The organism is Pontiella desulfatans (assembly GCF_900890425.1).
GTDB classification, from domain to species: domain Bacteria; phylum Verrucomicrobiota; class Kiritimatiellia; order Kiritimatiellales; family Pontiellaceae; genus Pontiella; species Pontiella desulfatans.
On sequence record NZ_CAAHFG010000001.1, the window covers coordinates 2,805,538 to 2,830,851 of the forward strand.

A 25,314-nucleotide genomic window follows, 5' to 3' on the forward strand; every position below is an offset into this window, starting at 1 on the left:
CCGGTATGACGAGCTCTTCGAGAATTCTGCGGACAGCACGTTTCTGCTTTGCCGACATCTCATTATCACTATGCGCATTCATCATGCCGGCAAGGAGGTATGACCGCAGGGTGCACTGCTCGGGACCTCGCTGTATGCCGCCCTCCTCCCCAGAATCCTGAATGGACTCCACACCGATACCCCACTAAAACAAAAGACCTTAAGGTTCGCGGCGTCGTGTATTTAGGTGACATGACCTAGGCGTCGTCCTCTGTTAGTTTTTTTAAACAAGTGAACACAGATGCTTTGGAATGAATCCAAAGCTTCTAATTAAGGAGAGGTATTATGTGTAAAAAGTTTTTATTGTTTTTGTTTATGCTGGTGCTTTTTACCGGCGGCACTGTCCAGGCTGTTGATATTTCCTGGAACAATACCAGTGGAGATAAGAACTGGTTTAATCCAGCTAACTGGAGCCTTGGCGTATTTCCTACTACTAACCATACTGCTTATATCAACATGATACCAGGTCCTGTCATCACCGCAGCAGGTGCTACAGCCAAGCAGGTAATTGTTGGCTCAGACGATTCAACCGGTGCTCTGACAGTTGACGGCGGCATTCTATACACTACCGAGGACATTTCTCTGGCTGAGGGTACTACAGGTGCTGCAAATGCAACCCTTACTATTGAAAACGGTACCGTGACAGTCCAGGGATCGCTGTTTGCAGGAAACGCAGCTGGGGGCGGTACATCTACTATTAACCTCAATGGCGGAACGCTGGATATTGTCGATGGTAAGTATTACATCGGTTATCTCGCCAACAACGACGCAACGATTAATATGACCGGTGGTACTATAAATGGTAGAGCGATCTGGCTTGGAAATGCTGCTAATGGAAGCGGTAACCTCAACTTGACCGGCGGCACCATTGATTGTGGTGGTATCATAATGAGGAAGAATGGCGCTGACGCCGATTGGTCCTACACTGGTGGTATTGCAAAGTTCCGTAATAATCATAAAGTCAAGATCCAGGATTACATTAGAGATGAATGGATCACAACCGATGCATCTAATCAACTGGTAGTGGATTTCAATGTCACAAATCCCAGCTATACAACGGTTGTTCTTACAGACATAACAGGCACATATAACTACTGGAACAATACCAGTGGAGATCAGAACTGGCATACAGATTCGAACTGGAGCCTTGGCGAAGTTCCTACTACTGCCCATACTGCTTATATCAACATGACACCAGGTCCTGTTATCACCGCAGCAGGCGCTACAGCCAAGCGGGTAATTGTTGGCTCAGGTGACTCAACCGGTGCTGTGACAGTTGTCAGCGGCACTCTATACACTACCGAGTATATTTCTCTGGCTGAGGGTACCTCAGGCGCTGCAAATGCAACCCTTACTATTGATGACGGTACTGTGACAGTTCAGGAAGCGCTGTTTGCAGGAAACGCAGCTGGGGGCGGTACAGTTACTATTAACCTCAATGGCGGAACGCTGGATGTTGTTGATGTAAAGTATTACATAGGTAATCTCGCCACCAACGACGTGACATTTAACATGACAGGCGGAACGCTGACGGGTAGAGGCCTTTGGATTGGTATGACTGCTGGCGGAGATGTTGATTTCAATATGACCGGCGGTACGATCGACAGTGGCGGTATAACGATGAGACAGGGCGGCTCTACAGCTAATTGGGCGTTCCTGGACGGCACAGTAATATTCAACGGTAATATAGAAGACAAGATGCAGGGATACATTGACGATGGATGGATTACTACTGGTCTTGATGAAATGGTTTTCGTTTCGTATAGCAGAATATTACTCAAAACCATATTGGAAGTAGGACCATATGCATTTACTCCAACTCCTGCAGATGGGTCAAGTGCTGCCTATACTACCAGCCAGCTTCAATGGTCATTACCGTCTCCGCTCGAAGGTGGCGCAACAGTAACCTGTGATGTATTCTTTGGTACTGGCGCTACACCAACCACCCAGGTTGTCAACAAGCAGAGCGTTACCTCCGTATCGATATCTCCATCAACTGATACAGATTACAATTGGTACATCAAGGTTTACGACAGCAGTATTAGCACAACAGTTCCGTATATCACGTCTGACGTATTCTCATTCTATGTACAAGACGTCGGAGATGATTATTTTGACACGTCTGGTTTTAACAGGCCGCTGACATTAACTCCTCAGCATCCGCCGGCCCACTATTTCAATGGTAAGACCTATATTGTTTACCAGGGCATGAATAGTATGGATCCGGTTATCTGCAGTTACAACCATTCTACAAAACAGTGGAAAGGCCCCGTAAAGGTCGGTACAAATCCGCTGTCTGACAATGACAACCATGGCAGACCTGTACTGGTCGTTAGTGACGACGGTCATATCCATGTAATGTTTGGTGGTCATGGTGGTACATCAGCTCTTGCCGGCAGCAACAGTTATGGCGGTTACAGCTCTGGTGAGAATATCCATGTCAGATCTAATCTGTCTGAAGATATTGGTAGCAGCAGTGATTGGACACGGGTGAACCCGGCACCAGGCGGTGACAATACAGGTGACATTTCTGTATATGGCACCTATTCGCAGCCTGTCAAAGTTGCTAATGGTGACATCTACTTCTTTAACAGGCACGGTTCGCATGTAAGTGACTGGACTTACCAGATGTCTACCAATAACGGTGTTACATGGGACTCGGAAGTTAGAATTTTGGCTCATACGAGTGTCGAAACATGGTATGCCTACTTTGCAAAGAGAAGACACAGCGATACTATCATTGACTGTCAGTACAACTACCATCCAGGCGGATCCGGTGGCGACAAGCAGAATCTTTACTATATGTCTTTCGATACCTCTGATGGCCAATGGAGAAATGCTGCAGGCGTTAATTTGAACTCGATGATGCCGTTGAATAAAGCAGATTCAGACGCTTATACATTGGTCTTTGACTCTAACCCGGATGATCTTGATGAAAGTGACCCTAATTACACTCAGGTCAGTGTGGGCATTGTCAGGACTTCCCCAGCGGGTAATCCGCATATGGTAGCCCAGTTCGGCAACAAATCACAGTGTTGGAGCTGGACTGGTTCAAGCTGGACAGACCAGTGGTTTTTCACCGGTGGCTGGAATGGCGGTGAGAATGAGATGGACTTTATTTGCCTGTCAGATACCAGATTCAAGGCCGTAGTCAGCGGAAGATACGGTGCGGAAGTTGCTATATGGGACATTGACACAGTTGCAGGCACTCAGATTAAGACCGATATCTTAGGGTATAACGCGGAATACGAGTACTTTAACGGCTCGATCCCGACAGATTATCACGATGACGCCTGGGTGCTTTTCTATGAAAATACTGATCCAGTTGGAAGCGATCAGCAAACGCGTAAGATGTTCCTATGGGGCGATCACGGATTTATCGTAAGGCCGGTGCCCGACTACGGGTTTGCTGCCTGGTCCAACAGCCATGTTTTAGCTGAAGGGGCGTTGGGCGACGACGATAAAGACGGGCTCTCGAACCTTTATGAATACGGCATGGGAGGCGACCCAACGAACGGATTCGTCGACGGAAACCTTCCCGTATTGGGATTCGTCGGGTCTGGACTTGTGTATAGTTATGCACAGCGCACAGACGACTCCAATCTGGTTTACTATATCGAAACCAAAGAAGATCTGGTCGACGGGCCGGGCTGGACCAACGCAGGCTACGCGGTCGTGTCTACCAACGTCACCGGGAGCGTATTCGATGTTGTCACAAATTCCATTCCGACCACCGCGACACAACAGTTCATTCGGCTGATCATTGAGTAGATCCGAGGCGCTGGCGGTACCAGTTCTAAATTTTACCCATTATTGGAAACGAAAAGGGATCGACAAGGCGATCCCTTTTTTCATGCGGCGATCTAATCACACGCTATTGCACTTTAGATTTTTGACTACCCACTCCATCCACGCCGACTTCGACGATATCCCCTATAAAAAGGTGTCAGTGAGCACATCCGTACATTTATTGATGACAAGAACGTGTTGATGGTGTTTTGATCTTGTTCATGGGAAGGAAACCGCGAATTGAATATGCCGGAGCGACATACCATGTGATGTGCCGGGGGAACGCCGGGAGGATATTTTTGAGAACGACGGCGACAGGAAAATCTTTCTGAAGACTCTTGGGGAGGTATGCGAGCGGACGGGCTGGAAGGTATGCGCGTACGTTTTGATGCCCAACCATATTCATATGGTGCTGGAGACGCCGGAAGCAAACCTGGTTGGCGGGGATGAAATGGTTTCAGGGTACGTACACGAAGCGGTACAACGCGCAAAATAAGAAGTGGGGCCATTTATTTCAAGGTCGCTACAAATCGGTTGTGATTGATCCTGAAGAGGCCGGGTATTTTCGCATCGCCTGCGATTATGTGCATTTGAATCCGCCCCGGGCGCATTTAACGGGCGGGGCCGGCTGGCCAGGTTTGAAGGATTTCAAATGGTCGAGCAGCTGGTATCTGGGACGGCCTGCTCGCGGCGATCCACCCTGGTTGAAACTCGGAAGGATTGTGGAGGAGCAGACGCGGCGGATGCATGGCCATTCGGCTCGGAAGTAATATTTGAGGTCTCTGGAGGAGCGTGTAGCCGAGGAAGGCGATCCGGTTGACGGAGCGGCCCGCGCGGAACGGTATAGACATTTGCAGCGGGGCTGGTGTTTCGGAACCGATGAGTTTAAAACGGAACTGCGCGATGAACTGGATGCGAGTCTTGAAAAACTGAACCGGGAATCGATGACCGGCGAGCCGCGACGAATGCATGATGAAAGCGAAGCCGTTCGGTTGCTCCGGCAGGCTAGTGCGGTTGTTGGGCTGGATCTCGGGGAAAAAGAGCGGTTGAAAAAGAAGGATCCGCGCAAGGAGGTTGTTGCGTGGTTCCTTCGGAAAAAGACCCCAATGGGACTTGAATGGATTGCAGGGGAGCTTGATATGGGCAGTCGCGCGAATGTCAGCCGTGCGTTTCGAAACGTTGAAGACACGAAAGACGTCACGGTAAGGAAGTGGAAACGCGAGCTTCAGAAAATGTACGGATGTCCTCACTGACACCTTTTTTTTTAATCAAGTACTCTTCTTTTTACACGAAAGAAGGCTTTGTCCGTGGAAGTAGGGAGATTAACTTCGGCATCGAAGCCATCATCCGTGTAGACAATCTGGTCGGCCACCCATGCCCCGGATATCAGGTTCGTGGTTTTCTCCACGATGAAGGATTCCCCCGGCACACCAAACCAGGACAGCCGAAGCGTGCCGTTGGCGGGATGCAGATCGCGATCAATGGTGATGGATTCCGGCATAAGCGGATCGGTGCCGTTCGCCTGCTCCTCAGCGTTGGTAAAACCGTCCTGATCTGTGTCTGCAGTACCATCCAGTGCGAAGGTCAGCAACTCGCTTGCTTCCCACTCATCGGGGAGGCCGTCGTTGTCGACGTCAGCGTCTTGAACGCCGTCGCTGCCCGGCCAATTGTCGGCATCGGGCAATGCATAGAGGGCGTTGTTGGCTTTCATATAGTCGCGCAATCGGAGCCACAGCTCCCACTTCTTGCCAACGTCGATGGCAGAAATATCGTCATCCTCCTCGATGCGGTCTTCCAGGTTGTAGAGCTCGATGGCACCGGTCTCGAACTGGACGACCAGCTTGTAGTCGCCGTCGTGGATCACGGCGCGCGGACGCTGGTCCTTAGGATCCGAAAGCACAACATAGTGCGGCGCATAAATAACCATTTCCCCTGGGCGCTCAATCATTGGGAATGGCTGATTCCCAGCGTTTATCCGGTTGATGGTTTCCACCCAGCTTGCGCCGTCGATATTGGCCGGAAGGCCTGCAACGGAACCGGTCGCCCACTCCCAGATGGTGGGCAGAATATCGATTCCCATCACCGGAACATCGCACTGGGATTCCGCCGGAATTCCGGGACCGCGTGCGAAGGAGGGCACGCGTGTTCCCCCTTCCCATTGTTCCGGTTTATAGCCGCGCAAAGGTGTATTGTCGGAAAGCTTCGCAGGCGCACCGTTGTCGGCTTGGTAGATCACATAGGTGCTGTTGCGGATGCCCAGTTCGTCGATCTTTTCGAGCACCAGCCCGATACCATTGTCCATATCGGTGACCATGGCCGCATAGGTACGTGAACTGTGGCGTGTGCCAAGTGGAATTCCTTCATAGACATCGTAGGCCGCTTGCGAGTACTGGATGTCGCTATGCACCGCGTAGTGCGACACCTGCAGGTGGAACGGGACCCGGTCTCCAACCGTGCTTTCCATCCAGGCCGTGCTGCGACCGGTCATGCTGTAGATCAACTTTGGATCTCCCACCGCCACGTTGTCCGGCCCCGCGCTCCCTTCCGCGTTGCCCGTTGCGCCGTCATGGGCATCGTATCCGTGAGCGCCTGGCCCTCCGCCATTTAAATGCCATTTGCCGAAATGCGCAGCGGCATATCCGGCCGCGGAAATAGTTTTCAGCAGCTCGGCAATGGTGGTTTCCTCCGATTGGATTTCCGTGACATTTTTTCCGGGGGAAATGAGCAGATAGCCTGTATTCGGCGTCGGATCGTTGTTCCGGTTTGTGATGTCCGTAAACCCGAGATGCGTGCAGGTTTTTCCGGTCTGCACCGCGTAGCGCGACGGCGAGCAATTCGGGGCTGGCGAATAGGCGCGCGAAAAGCGCATGCCCTCGGCCGCCAGTCTTTCGATATTTGGCGTAAGGTGATAATCGCTCTTCGAATAGAGTCGGTTGGTATCGGTCATGGTCGAAAGCGACGTCCAGCCTTGGTCATCGGTGTAGATCAGCACAAAGTTGGGATATTCGCGGACATCCACCACAACCTCCCAGGAGCTGGTTGCCGAAGTACCGTCCACCGTTGTATAACGAAATCCGTCCAGACCGGAAAAACCCCCGTTCGGGGTATAGACCACGCTGTCACCTCCCACAAAGGCAGAGCCGTTGGTCGGCATCGTGATCGAGAGCAACGTTAATCCATCGCCTTCATCGTTCCGCAAGATGTCGAGCGAATTCGATGCGGAACCGGCAAGCACCTGGAAATAGTCGGCACCATCAATGACCGGTCGATTATCAATGACCGGTCGATCGCCAATCGGCGAAGCGATGGATAGATTGTCGACCGCGATGCCCGAACCGTTCTGGCGGCCGCTCAAGGCTACGAAATTTTCCATGGTGCCATTCCATGAAAGTTGGGTCTGGGAAATCTCAGCGCCATCAAAATAGACCACCGCCAAAACCTCCGCACCGGAGGTGAATTCATCAAAGAAAAAATCAGCCTGGAGCAAACCTCCAGCTGGAGCGGTAACCGGGTGGGATACTCCGCCTGCTGTCCCGGATGTAAATATCTGGATGCTTCCGCCGATTGCTGGAGACCAGCCCACAAAAAAATCGGCTACGCCCGCAGTGCTTCCAGAATACTTTCCACGCGGTCCGTTGTTGCCGCTGAAATCGAGATCCAGAAGCTCCATTTCGGAGAAGGAAAGACCGATACCGAATCCACACCAACGATCAGTGTCGGTTTCGGTTCCGTTGTCGGTAATGTTCATGGAGATGCTAAAGCCGCCTTCGGCCAATATCGCAGCGTTCGTGAAATTATAGGAGGTCAGCCCTACCACGCTGGCGCTGGTGCCATCGGCTAATTTTAGTTCATTTCCAAACACACGCGTGATCGCGTCGCTCCCCGCGCTATCCGTCTCGCTATAGGTCATCGGCGCAGCCAGGCCACCCATGCCATTGACGAGCGCGTCGATATCGTTGTCGTCCGCTCGGTCGAAATCGTCCTGAAAACTCACTTCCGCGCGTGACAGCATCGCCATTGTAATCAAAACCAACACACTGGACCATCGAAAGAACATAACACACCTCGTTTGTTTTATCATATTGATAGGAAATCGCTTTTTAGGTGATTCGGAGACACCCCCGAAAAGGTCGGTTTCATGTGAAAATTATAGTGAAAGATGTAGTGGGAGACTTGTTTTTTTGTCAAGACTGGCATCAGACCACTCAGCAAGGCCGATCGGCTCGGCCCGCAGGCGGGCGATGCCACAAACGCGTTGTCGAACACCAAACCGTCCTTCGCCAAAGACGCCATCATCGGCGTCCGAACCTCGGAACTTCCATAAACGGAAGATTCCGCCCGCCCATGATCATCTGCCAGATAATTAACGATGTTGGGCTTATCCGCTCCGAATGCCGACGAGACATACCATAGTGAAAAAAGAATTTTGGTATACATACGCATGAGAGTCATCCTTCATTCCTGTTTGAATTGAAACACCAACGAAAGAACGGAGCGTAACATACAATTTGGTGTAAATCATGTCACTCAAACTAAGTACAAGCCACCACGGCTGTTCACCTGATCAAGCAGAGAATTAATGGCCTTCCGGACTTCGGGTGAGTTGACGAGGTTGTTCTTTTCGCCAGGATCACGATCGAGGCGGTAGAAGGCATGCGGTTTGCAGGAACCATCAGACTGATCAACCGCAATCAGCTTGTTACCTTCGCGATCAAGCACCCCGTTGTTACGCATAAAATAACGACTCGGCTGACAAACACCGCCAACGCAGTGACCGTTGGTAAAGAGCGTCCCCTCACCCTCCAGTTTCTGAATGTTCGGGGTCTGTAACCGATGTGCTCCAGCTGGATATCGAAAAAACGAAGATACGGCTGGTCGTCGCCAATCTAACGGTCACGCATCAAACACCGATGATTGATCGGTGGGGCGGTTGGTACGTTACTGGTCGAACGGGTAATGATGATCATCAAGGCAATCTACCCGACGATGACGCAGTACGAACGGATGCCCGTTTTCCACAATCGTCGCGTCAGACAGACCCGATCCATCGAACCAATGTACTGCGGGATCGTTTTGAAGATATTGCGAACCTGATGGCGTCAGCACGACCGAGACCGGCTTGATGATCGTATTCGCTGAAGCAATAGCCGCAATCAAACCCACGAAGAACAATATGCATACTTTTTTTTCATACCTGTTTCCTAATTTACACCGAATCAGCACAATACCAGAGACCACTGCCTACCCTATTCGCTCAATAAAATTCCTGCTAATGTAGCACGATGAAGGGATTGAGCATATACTGCCTTTATTCAACCCGTTGACCGGCCCTCCACGCACCACCGACCATTCAACTGGAGAGTCGCGCTCCGCGCGACCGGGCAGACAGCGTCGGCCCCTCCACGCACCGCGAAAATAAACCGGGATATCTCCCGACCGAAAACAAAAAAACACACCGGCTCAAATGAACCGGTGTTGTCATCATATTCTTAGAATACGATTAGATCATTAAACGGCGACGGATGAATAAAATTGCACCGCCAAATGCTCCAAGCAGACCGAGTGTAGCCGGTTCCGGAACGGCGACCATTCTGATTTCAGAAAATGCAACCTGAGTCTTCGCTGCATTAAAATTATCGAGCGCCATACGGATATGAGTAACCCCGGGAAGGCTCGTGCCGAGCGTTTGTTCTTCACCAGCGATCGGTTGTTGTGTACCCGGGCCTTGCGCGAACGTGAGCGTTTCAGCGGAAGTAAAGTTAATTCCATCCGAAGACCAGGAGATTGCTGCGTTTTCAACACCGCGATCTGAGTGGGTATCCAGTCCCAAGTTCCAAAGAATCACCCCGCCAACTTCATAGGTTCCACCAAGATCAAACGTGAGTTCTGCAAGGCCACCTGTCGCAAAACGAACCCTGGCCATACGAGTAAAGTTTTCCCCATAGCCATGCGTTGGTAAAACAGCGGGGACTGTATCTCCGTTTTCAACAATCGTCGCGTCAGACAGACCCGATCCATTAAACCAAGCGTCTCCGCCGGCGTTTTCAATGAGATTGCCATCTCCATTATCCGTAAGTACCACGGAAGTTGGAGTGATGATCGTATCCGCCAAAGCGGCACCGGCCACCAAGCCTGCCGCGAGTATCATGATGTATCTTTTCATTTATTTCTCCTTATTTAGGTTTACTATACCTGCTTCATGAGACCCCTTCCCTCATGTTCTGAAGAAACAGTAACTGAGGACGACGTCTTTGTCATGTCACCTAAACACATTACACCGCTGGTAGACTGTAAATCTAACTGTCCGAAATTGGAGAATGAAGAGCCTCATGCCAAAATGAACCTTTTCTCCATCTACCAAAACAAAGGAAAGGGACATCGGTATGAGGCAAACTAAAGACATCAACCAGACACGGAAGAACAAGCATTTGAATTGGGAAGAGCGCATTCAGAGAGAGATACGTCAGCGAGTAGGGCTCTCCACAGCTCAAGTCGGAATGCGTATTGGCCGTCCCGCTCGTACCATCCACCGCGAGATCCGGCGCGGCGGGTGACTAGCAAATCGGTCTCGTTTCAGACAAACCACCCCTGCCGCGAAACCTCAGGCGTTCGCGCAAAGGTCGTAGTCCATAACCGGTTCCATGCTGCCACGTGACGACAGTGGTCGCGAGATAGTCTGGAAATGGATCTTCGGGAAACAACTCCATCATCCACTCGCCCGTCGGCGGGGCACGGGCGGGATTCAGGCGGGTACCCTCTTCCCACAGGCTCAGGTAACGCAGGATGCGTTCAATGACCTCGCGTTCGTCGATGAGGGCGACGATGCGCATTTCGCACGAACATTTGGGGCATAGCATGGATCGGCCTCCCTCACTTTCTTGATGAGCTCGCGCCATTTTGGGGAAGGCGCGCGGCGGTGCTCGGAGACATCGATGATTTCGCTCGCCTTGTCCGGAGGCTCCCCTGCCCCGTTTTCTGCCTCGGCAGCAGAGCATTAATGGCCTTCCGGAATTCGGGTGAGTTGACGAGGTTGTTCTTTTCGCCAGGATCACGATCGAGGCGCTAGAAGGCATGCGGTTTGTAGGAACCGTCAGACTGATCAACCGCAATCAGCTTGTTGCCTTTGCGATCAAGCACCCCGTTGTAACGCATAAAATAAACGACTCGGCTGACAAACCCCGCCAGCGCAGTGACCGTTGGTAAAGAGCGTCCCCCTCATCCTCCAGTTTCTGAATGTTCGGGGTCTGTAACCGATGTGCTCCAGCTTAATATCGAAAAAACGAAGATACGGCGGGTCGTCGCCAATCCCTGCATCGTCCGCCAGCAGGACGATGATGTTCGGGTGGGTGGAAGCACCTGCAGAAAGGGCTGCTCCATAGCCAGTGAAACAGGAAATAAAAATGCAGGTTATCGACCAAATATATTCTTTTCTTCATGCTTTAGAACCTATCGTCGAAACAGAAAAAATGTCATATCACCCAAACTAATGACAAGCGCTGTAGTTACTTTAAGTGACATGACAGGCGGGACATTACCTGCTTAACTACGCTTTTAAATAATGAATGGAGATATCAACCACGCACCGTATTGCCTCGATTTTATTACTCTTGGCCACAACTACATTTGCCGGTTCCAAGGATTGGAAACCGGCGGCAAATACCATGCTCACCCGTGGGGTGAGAAACTGGACCCAGACCATGTCTGGCATGAAGTTACCCGGCCTGCCGCTTCACACATTAATCACATATTAAATTGAACACTTTCTCACCTTTAACATCTCACCTACCAACATCAACAAAGCAAAGGGTTATTATGAATAGAATACTTACTGGATTACTCGGACTCGCCTTGGCAACTGGGGCACACTCGGAAACTTTTACGGTCGATAGCGGCCATGCTGAAATCGGCTTTTCTGTTAAACACATGATGGTGAGTAATACGAAAGGAACCTTCAATACCTTCGAAGGAACGCTCGACTATGACGTCAAAACCAAAACCCTAAAGTCGGCCGAGGGCTCAATTGAAATCGGTAGCATTGATACCAATAACGGCAAACGCGATGCCCACCTTAAAAATGCAGATTATTTCGATGTGGAAAAATTTCCGAAGATGACCTTTAAAAGCACCTCGATTAAAAAAACTGGCGAAGGAGAATTTGATGTTTCCGGGAACTTGAATGTGCTCGGCATTGACCGCGCGGTTGTGCTGCCAATCATCATTAATGGCCCAGTCGAAGGAAAACGCGGCGCAACGCTAATCGGCATCGAGTGCAATACCGTGCTAAACCGCCGCGACCTTGGAATCGACCACGGCAAACCTGCCATGATTGCGGACGAGGTAAAAATCAGCATCGAAGCCGAGGCCACCTTTAAATAGATTTTTTCCCCTGAACACCTAAGCGTCCGCCCGTTTCCCTCTTCTCGGGCGGGCGCTTTTTTATTTCAAGAGGAAGTCTACTCGGAGGCTTCGCCTATAAATTCGAGAATATTCCCAAGATCGGCTGTGGCGTTAACTTTGTCATCGCGGTAAACGATCTTACCCTGCGAGTTGATCACAAACGTCCAACGGGAAGCTGTACTGGCTCGGGTTAGTATCACTTCTTTTCCATCGACGGTACGAGTGATGGATTTTACACCGTCACGCACTGGCACTCCAAAAGCTTTGGCAAGGGCTCCGTCCGGATCGGAAAGCAGGGTAAAGTTAAGCTGCTCGGCCTGTTGGAAGTATTTCAACGTCTCTACCGAATCGCCACTGATGCCCACAATGTCAAAGAGCACCCCGTTGTAACGCATAAAATAAACGACTCGGCTGACAAACCCCGCCAGCGCAGTGACCGTTGGTAAAGAGCGTCCCCCTCATCCTCCAGTTTCTGAATGTTCGGGGTCTGTAACCGATGTGCTCCAGCTTAATATCGAAAAAACGAAGATACGGCGGGTCGTCGCCAATCCCTGCATCGTCCGCCAGCAGGACGATGATGTTCGGGTGGGTGGAAGCACCTGCAGAAAGGGCTGCTCCATAGCCAGTGAAACCGTAAACAAAATGCAGGTTATCGACCAAATATGTTCTTTTCTTCATGCTTTAGAAGCTATCGTCGAAACAGAAAATATGTCATGTCACCCAAACTAACAATAAGCGCTGTAGTTACTTTAGGTGACGTGACAGGCGGGATATTACCTGCTTAACTACGCTTTTAAATAATGAATGGAGATATCAACCATGCACCGTATTGCCTCGATTTTATTACTATTGGCCACAACTACATTTGCCGGCTCCAAGGATTGGAAACCGGCGGAAAACACCATGCTCACCCCGTGGGGCGAGAAACTGGACCCTGACCATGTCTGGCAGGAATATCCCCGCCCACAGATGGAACGGGTTAACTGGAAAAACCTGAATGGTTTCTGGAATTATGCCGTTGTAGAAAAGGACGCATCCCAACCTGCTGCATGGGATGGCGATATTCTTGTACCTTTTGCTCTGGAAGCGCCCCTCTCCGGAGTGGGCCGCAAACTTCAGGCGTCCGAAGCTCTTTGGTATAAGCGCTTGTTTACACACAACGTCTCTAAAAACAGCCGACTGCTGCTTCATTTCGAGGCGGTCGATTATAAGACTGAAGCCTGGGTGAATGGTGAGAAAGTCGGAGAACATATTGGCGGCAGTCTGCCCTTCAGTTTCGACATTTCCGATGCGGTAACATCCGGCAACAACACCCTCATCGTCAAAGTGCTCGATGCCACCGATCAGCTCGGCACCTATCAGCTACGCGGCAAACAGGTACAGAAGAACCGAAGCATCTGGTACACCCCCGTCTCCGGAATCTGGCAAACAGTATGGCTTGAAACAGTTCCGCAGCGTTATATACAGTCCCTAAAAATCGACACCAAAATATCCGGAAACATCTCCATTAAACCGACTATTTCAGGTAAAGGGACCATTAAAACCACCGCTTACCTAGACGGGAAGGAAGTTATCACAGGAACAGAAACCCTGAACATTAAATCTCCACAGCTCTGGTCTCCCGGATCTCCGACACTCTATGACCTTAAGGTTGAATTGGTCGATGACACGGGTAAGACCTTGGATGTGGTTACATCCTATTTCGGCATTCGCGAAGTCGGCAAACAGAAGGATGCAAACGGCAACTGGCGCCTGACGCTGAACGGCAAAGAAATTTTCCACTTGGGTCCGCTCGACCAGGGTTGGTGGCCCGATGGATTGCTGACGCCACCCTCGGAAGAAGCCATGCTGTTTGATATGAAATATCTCCAGGAAGCCGGATTCAACATGATCCGCAAACACATCAAGGTTGAACCCCGCCGCTATTACTATCATTGCGATAAAATGGGCATGCTGGTCTGGCAGGATCAGATTTCCGGTGGAGCCCAAGGTGGTGGCAAAAATAATAAAGCTGAATGGCCGAAATGGAAACGACTCACCCAACCCAACTCTCCGATCAAGAAGCTTGATCAGGAGTGGCCGGACTGGGCCCATGAACAATGGATGGCTGAGCTCAAAGGGATGATTGATCAGCTCTATAACCACCCCTCCATTGTCGTATGGGTTCCGTTTAACGAACGTTGGGGACAACACCGTACGATGGAAGTTGGTGAATGGATCGAAGCCTATGACCCAACCCGCACGATCAATATTGCCAGTGGCGGAAACTTTTTCCCGGTGGGTGATATTGCTGACCATCATGAGTATCCCCATCCGATATTCCCGATGGATAATCCGGAATTCGATGACTACATTAAAGTGGTCGGCGAGTTTGGCGGACACGGCTGGCCAGTCGAAGGGCACCTGTGGAATATCCAGACCCGTAACTGGGGCTATGGCGGCCTGCCGAAAACGATCGATGAATACAAGGAGCGCTACGCGAAGTCCATCCGCATGCTGGGCAAGCTGAAAGAACAAGGCGTTGGCGCCGGAGTCTACACGCAGACCACCGACGTCGAAGGGGAAATCAATGGCCTCATAACCTACGACCGCAAAGTCATCAAGATTCCAGCAACAGGCCTAAAAGCCATCCATGCCCAAAACAGGCTGCTTGACTAGCCGCTATTTAAACCCTGTGAACTTGGCGACCGCTTCGGAGCGGTAATGAACATGGAACTTTTCGTAGATGCGCCGGAAGTAGGCGTGTAGGCAGAAGCGGCCTCGGTTTCTAAACCCGTCAACAGTCCTATATAAGACTAAAGATCGTAAACGGGTAGATGTGTCGGATAAACGGCTCAGTCTAGAGATACTATTTAACAAATGGAGTTCACCGTGAATAGAGCCGAGATGCCCCAAATAAAAAAGTGGACGATAAAGTCGTGCTGGAGGTTGTCGTACCGCCCAACACCACAGCCACCATCGAATTTCCGAACGATCGTAAATCAGAAACCGTAGTGGCGGGATCCTATCAGTTTGAGTTGGAGAGGTAGCCATTCGAAATTCGACGGGATATTTTGACGGAAGTTTTTTAGTGCAACGATAGGCTACTCAATGAGGTTGTTATGAGTTGGAATAAATGGATGGGTTCGATGTCAGCTGTTTTGCTGTTTGGGGTATGTGCTGCACCGGCCGCCGAGCGACCGAATATCCTGCTCATCCTCAGTGATGATCAGTCTTGGACCGACTATTCATTCATGGGACATCCGGACATCAAGACGCCTCACATCGATAAACTGGCCGAAGGCGGTGTGCTTTTTCGTCGGGGGTATGTCGCGACACCGCTGTGCCGCCCGTCCTTGATGAATCTTGTCACCGGGCACTACGGTCACCGTAACGGGATTACCGGGAATGATCCTTCAAAGGAGCGCTACAACACATCGCCGGAAGCCTATAGAAAGGCGAAGGCTTCCCTGATATCCAAGATCGACGAATTCGATACGCTGCCTGAGCTGCTGGTTCGCCAAGGGTACCTGACGCATCAAAGCGGAAAGTGGTGGGAAGGCAATTACAGGCGCGGCGGTTTTACCCACGGCATGACCCGCGGATTCCCGCAAAAAGGGGGGCGTCATGGCGACGACGGACTGAAGATCGGCCGTGAAGGAATCCAGGAGTGCACCGACTTTATCGATATGGCTTTGGCCGAAGAAAAGCCCTTCTTTATGTGGTATGCACCCTTTATGCCGCACTCGCCGCACACGCCGCCTGAACGACTGCTGAAGAAATACAAAGCTGAGCACCCGTTACCCGTAGCCAAATACTACGCTATGTGCGAATGGTTCGACGAAACCTGCGGCGAACTGCTCAGCTATTTTGAGCAAAAGGGCATTCTGGAAAACACCCTGGTCGTCTATCTCAGCGACAACGGCTGGGTTCAGCGCACGGACAGCAATGGCTATGCGCCACGCTCCAAACGCACACCCTACGAAGCCGGTGCCCGTCAACCCACCATTTTCAGCTGGCCAGCTAAACTCAAGCCGCAGGATCGCCCGGAGCCGATTATCAGCCTCGATATTTTTCCCACGATCCTCGCTGCGGCCGGTGCCGACTCGCCTGCCATTCCTGTTCCAGGATTGAACCTGCTACCTGAAATGGAAAAACAGAAGCCTATTAAACGTAAAGCAATCTTTGGAGAATGCTTTGCTCATGATATTGCGGATATTAAAAACCCCGAAGCTTCGCTACTGTATCGCTGGGTCATTGAAGGTGACTGGAAACTGATGCTTACCTACGATGGCAAAAGTCGGGACAACCGTAATCACAAGACCAATATGCTTGGCCCGCAACTCTTCAACCTTAAGAACGATCCAAACGAAAAAAATAATCTAGCCCGTGGTAACTCGGAAAAAGTCAGCCATCTCTCCACGCTTATTGAAGGCTGGTATCCGCTCAAAGAACGGAGGGTGAATTCATGGTAAAACGCTTCATTGCTGTCTTGATTGCTTTGTTGCTTATCGGTGTAGCTCAGGCAAAGCAACCGTCCAATGTAGTGCTGATTGCGATCGATGATCTTAACGATTGGATTGGTTGCATGGGCGGGCATCCGCAGGTGAAGACGCCCAATATCGACCGACTGGCGAAGCGGGGCGTGCTATTCACCAACGCGCACTGCCAGTCGCCGGTATGCAATCCGTCGCGCGCCAGCATGATGAGCGGGCTATATCCCGAAACCTCCGGCATCTATTTTCTGAATCCGCCTCCCGCGGAATCGCCGGTCATTATGAAAAGCACATTGATGCCGCAGCGTTTTCTGGACGAGGGCTATCATGTGACGGGAGCCGGGAAGCTGTTTCACAGCGGCAGACAGAACGAGGCCTACATCCCGAACTATGGCGGTGGTTTCGGCGGTTTCGGGCCACTGCCGGAAAAGAAGCTCAGCCCCTTTATTGGTAGTCCGCTCTGGGACTGGGGTGCCTTTCCCGCGCGCGACGAGCAGATGCCTGACCATCAGATTGCGAACTGGGCCGAAGCGCAGCTGAAGCAGGAACATAATGAACCGTTTTGGCTGGGGGTCGGGTTTTATCGTCCCCATGTGCCGCAGTATGCGCCGCAAAAATGGTTCGATCTCTATCCGCTCGAAACCGTACAACTGCCCGCAGTGCGTGAAAACGATCTGGAGGATGTGCCTGAGTATGGCATCAACCTGACTCGACTGAAACACATTGCCCCAACCCTGGAATGGGCGAAAGAAAACAACCAATGGAAACCGCTGGTACAGAGCTATCTGGCATGCGTTAGCTTTGTGGATCATCAGGTCGGGCGGGTACTCGATGCGCTGGACGCCAGCCCCTATGCCGACAACACCATCGTCGTGCTCTATACCGATCACGGATTTCATCTGGGTGAGAAGGAGCGTTTTGCCAAACGAACCCTTTGGCAGGACGGCGCGGGTGTGCCGCTTATCATAGCCGGCCCGGGAATGGCTAAAGCTAAAATCTGCGACAAGGCCGTACAACTGCTTGATATCTACCCGACGCTGCTCGATTTGACCGGGTTGAGATCCGATCCGAAACTTGAGGGGCATTCGCTGAAACCTTTACTGAAAAACCCGGCGACCGACTGGCCGCATGTGGCTCGCAGTAGTTTCGGGCCCGGCAATGTAGCCATCGTTTCCGAGCGGTATCGCCATATTCATTACAATGATGGATCCGAAGAACTCTACGATCGACTGGCCGATCCGAACGAATGGAATAACCTAGCCGGTAATCCGGAAAGGAAAAATGTGCTGGAGCAACATCGTGCTGCGATACCGATCACCTTTCACCCGATTCTCGGGAAAAATTCGACTGGACACAAGGCGTACACGGCGACTGAAAAGAGGAGTCAACCATGACGGAAGAAAAGCAGGAAAAACATGGTGAGTTCGAGCGCGAGCCGGTGCCTGAATCGAAGACGCGGGGGCTGAAGGCCTTTGTCGGTATGTATGCCGGTGAACACTGCGCCGGAACGGAACTCATGATCGGTCCGTTGTTCGTCGCGGCGGGCGTGAGTGCATTCGACGTGCTGGGCGGATTATTTCTGGGCAATCTGCTGGCCGTACTGAGCTGGATGTTCCTCTGTGCCCCGATCGCGATGCGCTGCCGGTTGACGCTCTATTATCAACTCGAAAAGATCTGCGGACGCAACTTGGTCACACTCTATAATCTGGCCAACGGGATTATGTTCTGTTTCCTCGCGGGTTCGATGATCACGGTGTCGGCCACGGCTCTGGGCGTCTGGTTTAATTTTCCGATGCCGGGACTGAACGATTTGCTGCCCAATAGTGTGGGCTGGGTGCTGGCCGTGCTCGGCATTGGGACGATCATCTCCGTGGTTGCTGCCGCGGGGTACGATACGGTTTCGAAGGTCGCCAATATCGCCGCACCCTGGATGGTGCTGGTATTCCTTGGGTTTGGGTTTATCGGCTTGCGTCAATTCATTGAAGTGACCGGAGCGGAAGTAAACTCGCTTTCCAGCCTTTGGGAACTCTGCACGACCTCGATCTGGAAGGGCGGCGATCCGCTGCCGGGTCAGATTAAGTTTACGTTCTGGCACGTCACCTTCTTTGCCTGGTTCTGCAACATGGCGATGCATGTCGGCATGTCCGACCTCTCGGTGCTGCGCTTTGCTAAAAAATCATGGCACGGCGTCGCCTCTGCCTCGGGCATGTATGTCGGCCATTTCATGGCGTGGCTTGCCGCGTCAATCCTGTATGCGCTGCAGTTGCATATGGATCCAACGAACACCAACGTATTGCCCGGTCCGCTGGCCTATCGCGCTGCGGGCGTCGCTGGGCTTATCTGCGTGATTATTGCGGGCTGGACGACGGCCAACCCAACGATCTACCGCGCGGGGCTCGCGTTCCAGGCGATCATGCCGAACAAGTCGCGCTTCGCCGTCACGATCGGTACCGGGCTGCTGGCCACGCTGGCGGGCATGTTTCCGGCCATCGCCATGCGGTTGCTCGGATTCGTGGCGCTCTATGGTCTAATTCTCATGCCGATGGGCGCGGTGGTTTTCGCCGATTTCTGGATTTTGCCGAAATTGGGTCTCAAGCAATATTACGCAGAGCACCGGAAGCTCTCTATCAACTGGGCGGCGGGCATCGCCTGGATTGCCACGCTAGCGATCTGCGTCGGGTTGGTTCTGACCGGGAAACCGCAATTCCAGATTTACTTTGTTTCGCTGCCGGGCTGGTTCATCGCCACCGCGCTCTACATCGGTCTAAGCAAGCTTCAGCAAAAGGGAGAGGCCTAATGAAAAAAATAATGGAAATTATCTCTTACCTAGCGCTTGTGCTGCTCGTGGTCGCGCCGCTTCTTTTCTATGCGGAAAAGATCACGCTTGAATTGAACAAAACGCTGATGCTCGTCGCGACCATCGCCTGGTTCGCCAGTGCGCTCTGTTGGATGGGGCGGAAGAGCGAAAGCTGAAATGATTAATTAAGAAGATAAAAAAAGGAAAAAAACATGACCAAAATACACTTAATTAAAACTGTGATTTTATCAACGACGATGTTATTCGCCGCTTCCTGTAGGGCCTTAAGCAATCGTGTTGCTGAAAAGCCAAACGTTATCATCATCTTTACTGATGATCAGGGCTCTGTTGATATGAACATCTACGGCGCCAAGGATCTGGTTACGCCATATATGGATTCGTTGGCGAAACGCGGCGTGCGATTTACGCAATTCTACGCCGCAGCCCCGGTCTGCTCTCCTTCGCGTGTCGGGCTCCTGACCGGTCGCACACCGCAGCACGGCGGACTGAACGGCAACGTCGATCTCAACAGCGTTGGCATGCCGTCATCCCAAGTAACGATCGCGGAAGAACTCAAGAAAGCCGGCTATGCGACGGCACATATTGGCAAATGGCATCTCGGGCATTCGGAGCAGACCATCCCCAACGGCCAGGGCTTCGATTACTCCTTCGGACATCTGGTCGGGTGCATCGACAACTACTCCCACTTCTTCTACTGGAGCGGACCAAACAAACACGATCTATGGCGCAACGGCAAAGAAGTGTTTCACAATGGAGAGTTCTTCCCGGACCTCATGGTCAAAGAAGCCGGCGAGTTCATCGACAAAAACAAGGACAAACCATTCTTTATCTACTTCGCTATGAACACGCCCCACTACCCCTACCAGGGATCACCTGAATGGCTGGAATACTATAAAGATCTTCCTTATCCGCGCAATCTCTATGCGGCGTTTCTCTCAACTACCGACGAGCGAATCGGCGCGTTACTCAAGAAAGTTGATGATCTGGGACTCACGAAGGATACCATTGTGATATTCCAGTCCGATCACGGAGCATCTAAGGAGGTTCGCGCCCACGGTGGCGGCGGAAGCTCCGGTCCGCATCGCGGTGAAAAATTAAGCCTTTACGAAGGCGGACTGCGCATTCCGGCCATCATCTCATGGCCCGGACATCTGCCCAAAAACCAGGTTCGCAACCAAGTGGCTACGGGTTGCGACTGGTATCCGACGATCCTGGAGCTGTGCAAACTCCCACCTGCAGACCACAAAATTGATGGCAAGAGTCTGATGCCAATCATCAAGTCTGCGGATGCGCCCTCCGCTCACAAGAGTTTTAACTGGAAATCACGAAAGGCCTGGGCCGTCCGCGAAGGGAAATGGAAGCTGGTTGTAACAGGCAAGAAGACTGAACTCTACGATATTCCTAACGATCTGGGTGAGGCAAAGAATCTGGTAGGAGAATACCCTGAAGTCGTTGCTCATCTCAAGAAGGTGAGTCAGCAATATTGGAAGAGTGTTACCCAGAAGAAATAATGCACCTTATTAAATAATCGGAAAAAACATGAACAAAATACACTTAATTAAAACTGTGATTTTTTCAACTACGATATTATTTACCGCGTCCTGTATGGCCTTAAACAATCGTGCTGCTAAAAAACCGAACATTATTTTCATTCTAACCGATGATCAGGGTTGGACACACACTTCGCACCGAGCTGACCCCAATATCCCGGAGTCGAAAAGCGATTATTTCGAAACGCCAAACATGGATAAACTGGCTAAGTCAGGAGTATTGTTTACGAGCGGTTATGCACCGAATCCAATCTGTTCGCCTAGTAGAAACAGTTTAATGTTCGGGCAAAATGCGGCAAGGCATATCTACAATAAAGATTCCGATTGGCACAAAAAAACAGCGGACTGGTTAACGATTCCACGAGCCATTAAAAAAGCTGATTCCAATTATAAAACGGCTCATTTTGGGAAATGGCACATTGCCATGCATCCCAAAGATGCCGGTTTTGATTACGACGATGGAATGACAGCTAACAGCGGTGGCGAGATTTTCGGTGATGGATTTTTGAATGTTAGAGAGTATACGAAAGCTGCCGATGAATACATGAAGGAGAACCATATTGGAAATCCGTCAAAGAGTAAAAGAGGGAGTAAGCCCAGTGGGCATTGGGACGATAAAAATGCCAAGGATATTTTTGGTATTACAAGCCGCGCAAAATATTTTATGAAAGAGAGTATTGCTGAAGGGAAACCCTTTTACGTTCAGCTTTCGCATTACGCTGCACACCTTTCTTTGGTTTCACGAAAAGAAACTTACGAGTATTTCAAAAACAAAAAACAGGGTGAACGACATACCAATCCTGAATTTGCAGCCATGCTTAAAGATTTGGATACCGGGGTTGGAATGATTATGGATTTTGTAAAAGATCAGGGGATAGAAAATGATACTTATATATTTTTAATGGGGGACAATGGAGGAAGGTTATCGTTAAACCAAATTGCAGTAATCGACGAAAATAAAAAATTGGTTGAAGCTTATTATTCAACTCAGCATAACCGGAACATTCCTCTGCGTGACGGAAAACACTCCTTTTATGAAGGTGGTTTGCGGGTTCCGTTTATGGCTGCCGGCCCAGGAATTAAAGAAAATAGAGTAAGCAGAATACCAGTGTCTGGGTTAGACCTCCTGCCAACATTTACCGAACTGGCAGGCGGAAAGGTTGAAATGACAGAAGTAATTGATGGCGGTAGTATGGTTCCATTACTTCTGGATGAAAGTATTGAAAAAGTAGAACGAAATAGCGAGTACTTCATTTATCACCAATCATCGCATCGATTACCCCGAAGTGCTATTCGCAAGGGAGATTTTAAATTAATTAAATACTGGTCGAAAGAAACAAAATATAAAAACACACCTAAAGTAGAGCTGTTCAATATTGCTGATGATTTGGGCGAAACTACCGATGTTATAAAGGACAATCCTGAGATTGCAAAAGAATTGGAAACTGAACTAGATAATTTTCTTAAAGACGTAAATGCTGAAACAGGGATAAGAAATATCGAAGGACCATTCATTCGTTTAGTGGATGACTTAGCGAAGTAAGAGTAGGCATTCACCGGAAATAACCTCACAAAGTATTCAGGTCTCAATAGTGGCAAAGTATATGAACAAACAAGGCATTATAAAATCGATTAGTACCTTATTCCCAACGGAGTGGCTTGGCGCGTTAAAGTTTGGGGTGACCCGGATTTTGATTTCAATTGCCCTGTCCTTTTTTTGTGGGGTAACCGCATCTGCAAATTCAGAACCTACTCCAACTCCCACCCCCACTTTTAAAAGTGTCATAAGGGGTGCAATGCCGGTAGAGATATTTGTTTCTGACACCGCACAAAAAGAGACGCCATTGGTATTTTATTTAAAAGGCTTGCCTCATCACAGTGGTGAATACAACAAAGAGATAATAACCTTGCTGACCGAGGGGGGCTGTCATGTTGCAGTCGTTGATTACCAAGAGGACCAGCGCGCCGAGGTACCCACTATCAATAAAGATGTTCTTGCTCTACGTCATTTTGTAAACACACTGCAAAAAACCTACGTGTTTAATATCGATAGAGTATTTGTGATACCGGAGGGCTATACTATTGCTTTTAATATAGAATATTATAAAAATGAGACCGGCAGCCACGCAATGGATATTTGGTATCCCTACAAGAGCAAGGTGGCCGTGCCATTGGTGATGCAATCATCACACAGCAAAGCTATAAGGATGTCCAATGAGCAATCCACCAAATTTGATGACGCACTGATAGAAGGTTTTGCAATCCATGGATACGCTGCGGCAAAAATAGATCATCCCGCCCCGGAGAATGATGTAATGCCCTCAGCAAAGATAAAATCCGCAGTGAGAGTGTTGCGTCATAATGCCCACCAGTACCATATCGACAAGGATAAGATAGGCGCCTTTGGTTTTTCCAAAGGGAGTTCTTCTGTTTCATTTTTAGCCTTTGATCATCAAAAAGCCACGGACAAGGGGGGGTATTACTATGAAGAAAATGAGAGTATACAAGTTGCTTTGCTTTTCGCCTCTCGCTTTGACTTGGTGCAAGCAGTAAGAGATCCGCTTACACGTAAAAAATACAAAGACAGTCTGATAGAAAATTTCGGTGACTATACGCAAGATCCCACGTTGTATTTAAGATTTTCGTCCATAAGCTACGTCACGCCACAAGCTCCCCCCATCTTTTTATCAACCGGAGCGGCAGATGCTGACCGGGTAGAGCAGGTAAGAGCACTGTCACGAAAACTCAAAGAGAACAGCGTTCCCTTTATCTATACCCAAGAACCGTTTGACGAACATCAGACAACGTCTAATCCACACACATTAAAAGCGATATATAATTTTTTTGATGAGTATTTGAAATAACAAACTCGAGCGGTAGCACTCGGCTAGCGCCCTCTATGGGATGACACTGGAATATGTATGTGAATTATTATCTAAATATCATGAATAAAAAAATTAAAAGTAAATTTTACGCAAGGGCATTACCTATTATCGTTCTCATTATCTGTTGTGGTAATGTCTATTCGGCAGGCAACAAAATGTATCCCACATACAAAGGGTTGATTATGGCAGGTTATCAGGGGTGGTTTAATTGCGAAGGTGACGGAAGTGGCGAAAGCTGGAATCACTATTCGACTGAAGAACGTATTAAAGAAGGGTATATAAGCATTGATAGTTGGCCATACACCGCTGAGTATAAAAAGAAGTATAAAACCAACTTTGTTTATCCCAATGGCGAACCCGCCTATCTTTTCAGTTCGTATGATAAAAGTACTGTCATGACTCACTTTCGTTGGATGAAAGAGTATGGCATTGATGGGGTATTTATACAACGATTTGTAGATCATCTTCGAAGAAGAGAAGATGCGATAGACACTGTTCTTAACCATGCCATGAAAGCCTCAAAAAAGTATGACAGAGCTATCTGTTTGATGTATGACATGAGTAGGTTTAAATCTGAAGGACAAGAGTTGTACGACGCACTTATAACTGACTTTGAAGGAATCAACAAAAAGTACGATTTTCGAAATACTAAGAACTACCTGCACCATAACGGAAAACCATTGATAGGGCTATGGGGAGTAGGGAACAAATCCAGAAGTGGCCACTACTCTTTAGAGGAGACAGAAAGAATCATTGATTACTTTAAAGCAAATAACTTTTCTGTTTTAGTGGGAACCTCTCCCACATGGCGAACATTAGACCAGCGTTCTATTTCTGACCCTCATTTACATGAAGTCTTTAAAAAAGTGGACATTGTTTTTCCATGGATGGGAGGTGATGTTACTATTGAGGAGGTAGAAACGAAAAAAAAACAGCGCATTACAGCCGATATGGAATGGTGTAAAAAAAATGGTATAGACTTTGTTCCTGTAGCAAATCCCGGTTTTAGCTGGCACAACATGCAGCCCACCAAAGAATTTAATGAAGTTCCGAGAGAAAAGGGAAGGTACTTTTGGGCTAATTTGACAGTAAACATCGAAGTAGGAGCAGAGATGATTTATGTGGCAATGTTCGATGAGGTTGATGAGGCTACGGCGATATTTAAGTGCGTACAAGTCGTGCCCCTCAAGCCCAAAGGGTCTAAGGCGCGCACTCGCTTTGTGCCCTACGAGGTGCCACCCGATCACTACCTTTGGTTAACAGGGATGGCAGGAAAAATGTTGCGAAACGAGATTCCATTCTCTAAAAAAATGCCCGAAAGGGATATGAAAAAAGTAAAATAGAGGTGGTTATAATTCTAT

24 protein-coding genes are annotated in these 25,314 nt (G+C 49.7%); 16 read left to right on the forward strand and 8 right to left on the reverse strand.

Annotated elements, in window-relative coordinates; translation table 11 throughout:
- Window positions 1-324 precede the first annotated feature (324 nt).
- The 4 genes from E9954_RS09875 to E9954_RS09890 all read left to right on the forward strand — a co-directional run bounded on the left by E9954_RS09875 (window position 325) and on the right by E9954_RS09890 (window position 5,081).
- A complete protein-coding gene (locus E9954_RS09875) occupies window positions 325-3,810 on the forward strand; it encodes a BNR-4 repeat-containing protein (RefSeq protein WP_136079015.1) in 3,486 nt (1,161 codons plus the stop codon).
- Between the two features lie 289 nt (window positions 3,811-4,099).
- Entirely contained in the window at window positions 4,100-4,324 is a 225-nt protein-coding gene (locus tag E9954_RS33870) for a transposase (RefSeq protein ID WP_168442133.1), read from the forward strand.
- Window positions 4,266-4,598, forward strand: coding sequence for a hypothetical protein (locus tag E9954_RS09885; RefSeq protein ID WP_136079016.1), 333 nt, complete (start codon window positions 4,266-4,268; stop codon window positions 4,596-4,598). Before E9954_RS33870 ends, E9954_RS09885 begins: the two co-directional genes overlap by 59 nt.
- Window positions 4,599-4,601: 3 nt before the next feature.
- The gene (locus E9954_RS09890; protein ID WP_136079017.1) at window positions 4,602-5,081 is read left to right on the forward strand and encodes a hypothetical protein; all 480 of its coding nucleotides are present in this window, start codon (window positions 4,602-4,604) and stop codon (window positions 5,079-5,081) included.
- Between the two features lie 11 nt (window positions 5,082-5,092).
- On the opposite strand, the gene E9954_RS09895 is transcribed toward E9954_RS09890, so the two are convergent.
- The 5 genes from E9954_RS09895 to E9954_RS09915 all read right to left on the reverse strand — a co-directional run bounded on the left by E9954_RS09895 (window position 5,093) and on the right by E9954_RS09915 (window position 9,991).
- Window positions 5,093-7,885, reverse strand: coding sequence for a sulfatase-like hydrolase/transferase (locus E9954_RS09895; protein WP_168442134.1), 2,793 nt, complete (start codon window positions 7,883-7,885; stop codon window positions 5,093-5,095).
- Window positions 7,886-7,905: 20 nt separating this feature from the next.
- Complete coding sequence (locus tag E9954_RS09900) at window positions 7,906-8,271, reverse strand: sulfatase-like hydrolase/transferase (protein WP_222847127.1); 366 nt, start codon at window positions 8,269-8,271, stop codon at window positions 7,906-7,908.
- Window positions 8,272-8,355: 84 nt separating this feature from the next.
- Window positions 8,356-8,562, reverse strand: a complete 207-nt coding sequence (locus E9954_RS09905; RefSeq protein ID WP_136079020.1) for a hypothetical protein — start codon at window positions 8,560-8,562, stop codon at window positions 8,356-8,358.
- A 204-nt stretch (window positions 8,563-8,766) separates the two neighbouring features.
- Entirely contained in the window at window positions 8,767-9,066 is a 300-nt protein-coding gene (locus E9954_RS09910; RefSeq protein WP_168442135.1) for a hypothetical protein, read from the reverse strand.
- 262 nt (window positions 9,067-9,328) lie between these two features.
- The gene (locus E9954_RS09915; RefSeq protein ID WP_136079022.1) at window positions 9,329-9,991 is read right to left on the reverse strand and encodes a PEP-CTERM sorting domain-containing protein; all 663 of its coding nucleotides are present in this window, start codon (window positions 9,989-9,991) and stop codon (window positions 9,329-9,331) included.
- 220 nt (window positions 9,992-10,211) lie between these two features.
- Here E9954_RS09915 and E9954_RS33875 point away from each other — a divergent pair, with 220 nt between their 5' ends.
- Entirely contained in the window at window positions 10,212-10,382 is a 171-nt protein-coding gene (locus E9954_RS33875) for a helix-turn-helix domain-containing protein (RefSeq protein WP_136079023.1), read from the forward strand.
- Here E9954_RS33875 and E9954_RS09925 read toward each other — a convergent pair whose 3' ends face one another.
- Window positions 10,383-10,685 carry a hypothetical protein gene (locus E9954_RS09925; RefSeq protein WP_136079024.1) on the reverse strand — a complete coding sequence of 101 codons (303 nt, stop codon included), beginning with the start codon at window positions 10,683-10,685 and terminating at the stop codon, window positions 10,383-10,385.
- Window positions 10,686-11,640: 955 nt separating this feature from the next.
- Here E9954_RS09925 and E9954_RS09935 point away from each other — a divergent pair.
- Window positions 11,641-12,204 (forward strand): YceI family protein, encoded by a 564-nt coding sequence (locus tag E9954_RS09935; protein ID WP_136079025.1) that lies wholly within the window; start codon window positions 11,641-11,643, stop codon window positions 12,202-12,204.
- A 77-nt stretch (window positions 12,205-12,281) separates the two neighbouring features.
- On the opposite strand, the gene E9954_RS09940 is transcribed toward E9954_RS09935, so the two are convergent.
- Together E9954_RS09940 and E9954_RS09945 are read right to left on the reverse strand one after the other, a co-directional pair.
- The gene (locus E9954_RS09940) at window positions 12,282-12,620 is read right to left on the reverse strand and encodes a redoxin domain-containing protein (RefSeq protein WP_136079026.1); all 339 of its coding nucleotides are present in this window, start codon (window positions 12,618-12,620) and stop codon (window positions 12,282-12,284) included.
- Complete coding sequence (locus E9954_RS09945) at window positions 12,595-12,903, reverse strand: sulfatase-like hydrolase/transferase (RefSeq protein ID WP_136079027.1); 309 nt, start codon at window positions 12,901-12,903, stop codon at window positions 12,595-12,597. The genes E9954_RS09940 and E9954_RS09945 overlap by 26 nt, the downstream gene beginning before the upstream one ends.
- Before the next feature lie 141 nt (window positions 12,904-13,044).
- Here E9954_RS09945 and E9954_RS09950 point away from each other — a divergent pair, with 141 nt between their 5' ends.
- The 10 genes from E9954_RS09950 to E9954_RS09985 all read left to right on the forward strand — a co-directional run bounded on the left by E9954_RS09950 (window position 13,045) and on the right by E9954_RS09985 (window position 25,296).
- Window positions 13,045-14,883, forward strand: a complete 1,839-nt coding sequence (locus tag E9954_RS09950; protein WP_222847128.1) for a glycoside hydrolase family 2 protein — start codon at window positions 13,045-13,047, stop codon at window positions 14,881-14,883.
- Between the two features lie 245 nt (window positions 14,884-15,128).
- On the forward strand, window positions 15,129-15,254 hold the full coding sequence (locus E9954_RS33880; protein ID WP_168442136.1) for an alpha-L-rhamnosidase C-terminal domain-containing protein: 126 nt from the start codon (window positions 15,129-15,131) through the stop codon (window positions 15,252-15,254).
- Between the two features lie 72 nt (window positions 15,255-15,326).
- On the forward strand, window positions 15,327-16,679 hold the full coding sequence (locus E9954_RS09955) for a sulfatase family protein (protein ID WP_222847129.1): 1,353 nt from the start codon (window positions 15,327-15,329) through the stop codon (window positions 16,677-16,679).
- Window positions 16,673-18,094: a sulfatase gene (locus E9954_RS09960; RefSeq protein ID WP_136079029.1), complete on the forward strand. Its 1,422-nt coding sequence runs from the start codon at window positions 16,673-16,675 to the stop codon at window positions 18,092-18,094. The genes E9954_RS09955 and E9954_RS09960 overlap by 7 nt, the downstream gene beginning before the upstream one ends.
- A complete protein-coding gene (locus tag E9954_RS09965) occupies window positions 18,091-19,497 on the forward strand; it encodes a purine-cytosine permease family protein (protein WP_136079030.1) in 1,407 nt (468 codons plus the stop codon). Before E9954_RS09960 ends, E9954_RS09965 begins: the two co-directional genes overlap by 4 nt.
- A complete protein-coding gene (locus E9954_RS32420) occupies window positions 19,497-19,673 on the forward strand; it encodes a hypothetical protein (protein ID WP_168433640.1) in 177 nt (58 codons plus the stop codon). Before E9954_RS09965 ends, E9954_RS32420 begins: the two co-directional genes overlap by 1 nt.
- Before the next feature lie 36 nt (window positions 19,674-19,709).
- Window positions 19,710-21,029 carry a sulfatase-like hydrolase/transferase gene (locus E9954_RS09970; protein WP_136079031.1) on the forward strand — a complete coding sequence of 440 codons (1,320 nt, stop codon included), beginning with the start codon at window positions 19,710-19,712 and terminating at the stop codon, window positions 21,027-21,029.
- A gap of 28 nt (window positions 21,030-21,057) precedes the next feature.
- The gene (locus tag E9954_RS09975) at window positions 21,058-22,611 is read left to right on the forward strand and encodes a sulfatase (RefSeq protein WP_136079032.1); all 1,554 of its coding nucleotides are present in this window, start codon (window positions 21,058-21,060) and stop codon (window positions 22,609-22,611) included.
- A gap of 61 nt (window positions 22,612-22,672) precedes the next feature.
- A complete protein-coding gene (locus E9954_RS09980) occupies window positions 22,673-23,932 on the forward strand; it encodes a prolyl oligopeptidase family serine peptidase (protein WP_136079033.1) in 1,260 nt (419 codons plus the stop codon).
- A 59-nt stretch (window positions 23,933-23,991) separates the two neighbouring features.
- On the forward strand, window positions 23,992-25,296 hold the full coding sequence (locus E9954_RS09985) for a glycoside hydrolase family 71/99-like protein (protein ID WP_136079034.1): 1,305 nt from the start codon (window positions 23,992-23,994) through the stop codon (window positions 25,294-25,296).
- Window positions 25,297-25,314: the final 18 nt, after the last annotated feature.

What these genes read in the sequence shown, in the direction of transcription:
- E9954_RS09875 (WP_136079015.1), top strand. Translation starts at nt 325, where the DNA reads ATGTGTAAAAAGTTTTTATTGTTTTTGTTTATGCTGGTGCTTTTTACC.
- E9954_RS09895 (WP_168442134.1), bottom strand. Translation starts at nt 7,885, where the DNA reads ATGTTCTTTCGATGGTCCAGTGTGTTGGTTTTGATTACAATGGCGATG.
- E9954_RS09900 (WP_222847127.1), bottom strand. Translation starts at nt 8,271, where the DNA reads ATGCGTATGTATACCAAAATTCTTTTTTCACTATGGTATGTCTCGTCG.
- E9954_RS09905 (WP_136079020.1), bottom strand. Translation starts at nt 8,562, where the DNA reads ATGCGTAACAACGGGGTGCTTGATCGCGAAGGTAACAAGCTGATTGCG.
- E9954_RS09915 (WP_136079022.1), bottom strand. Translation starts at nt 9,991, where the DNA reads ATGAAAAGATACATCATGATACTCGCGGCAGGCTTGGTGGCCGGTGCC.
- E9954_RS33875 (WP_136079023.1), top strand. Translation starts at nt 10,212, where the DNA reads ATGAGGCAAACTAAAGACATCAACCAGACACGGAAGAACAAGCATTTG.
- E9954_RS09925 (WP_136079024.1), bottom strand. Translation starts at nt 10,685, where the DNA reads ATGCTATGCCCCAAATGTTCGTGCGAAATGCGCATCGTCGCCCTCATC.
- E9954_RS09935 (WP_136079025.1), top strand. Translation starts at nt 11,641, where the DNA reads ATGAATAGAATACTTACTGGATTACTCGGACTCGCCTTGGCAACTGGG.
- E9954_RS09940 (WP_136079026.1), bottom strand. Translation starts at nt 12,620, where the DNA reads ATGCGTTACAACGGGGTGCTCTTTGACATTGTGGGCATCAGTGGCGAT.
- E9954_RS09945 (WP_136079027.1), bottom strand. Translation starts at nt 12,903, where the DNA reads ATGAAGAAAAGAACATATTTGGTCGATAACCTGCATTTTGTTTACGGT.
- E9954_RS09950 (WP_222847128.1), top strand. Translation starts at nt 13,045, where the DNA reads ATGCACCGTATTGCCTCGATTTTATTACTATTGGCCACAACTACATTT.
- E9954_RS09955 (WP_222847129.1), top strand. Translation starts at nt 15,327, where the DNA reads ATGAGTTGGAATAAATGGATGGGTTCGATGTCAGCTGTTTTGCTGTTT.
- E9954_RS09960 (WP_136079029.1), top strand. Translation starts at nt 16,673, where the DNA reads ATGGTAAAACGCTTCATTGCTGTCTTGATTGCTTTGTTGCTTATCGGT.
- E9954_RS09965 (WP_136079030.1), top strand. Translation starts at nt 18,091, where the DNA reads ATGACGGAAGAAAAGCAGGAAAAACATGGTGAGTTCGAGCGCGAGCCG.
- E9954_RS32420 (WP_168433640.1), top strand. Translation starts at nt 19,497, where the DNA reads ATGAAAAAAATAATGGAAATTATCTCTTACCTAGCGCTTGTGCTGCTC.
- E9954_RS09970 (WP_136079031.1), top strand. Translation starts at nt 19,710, where the DNA reads ATGACCAAAATACACTTAATTAAAACTGTGATTTTATCAACGACGATG.
- E9954_RS09975 (WP_136079032.1), top strand. Translation starts at nt 21,058, where the DNA reads ATGAACAAAATACACTTAATTAAAACTGTGATTTTTTCAACTACGATA.
- E9954_RS09980 (WP_136079033.1), top strand. Translation starts at nt 22,673, where the DNA reads ATGAACAAACAAGGCATTATAAAATCGATTAGTACCTTATTCCCAACG.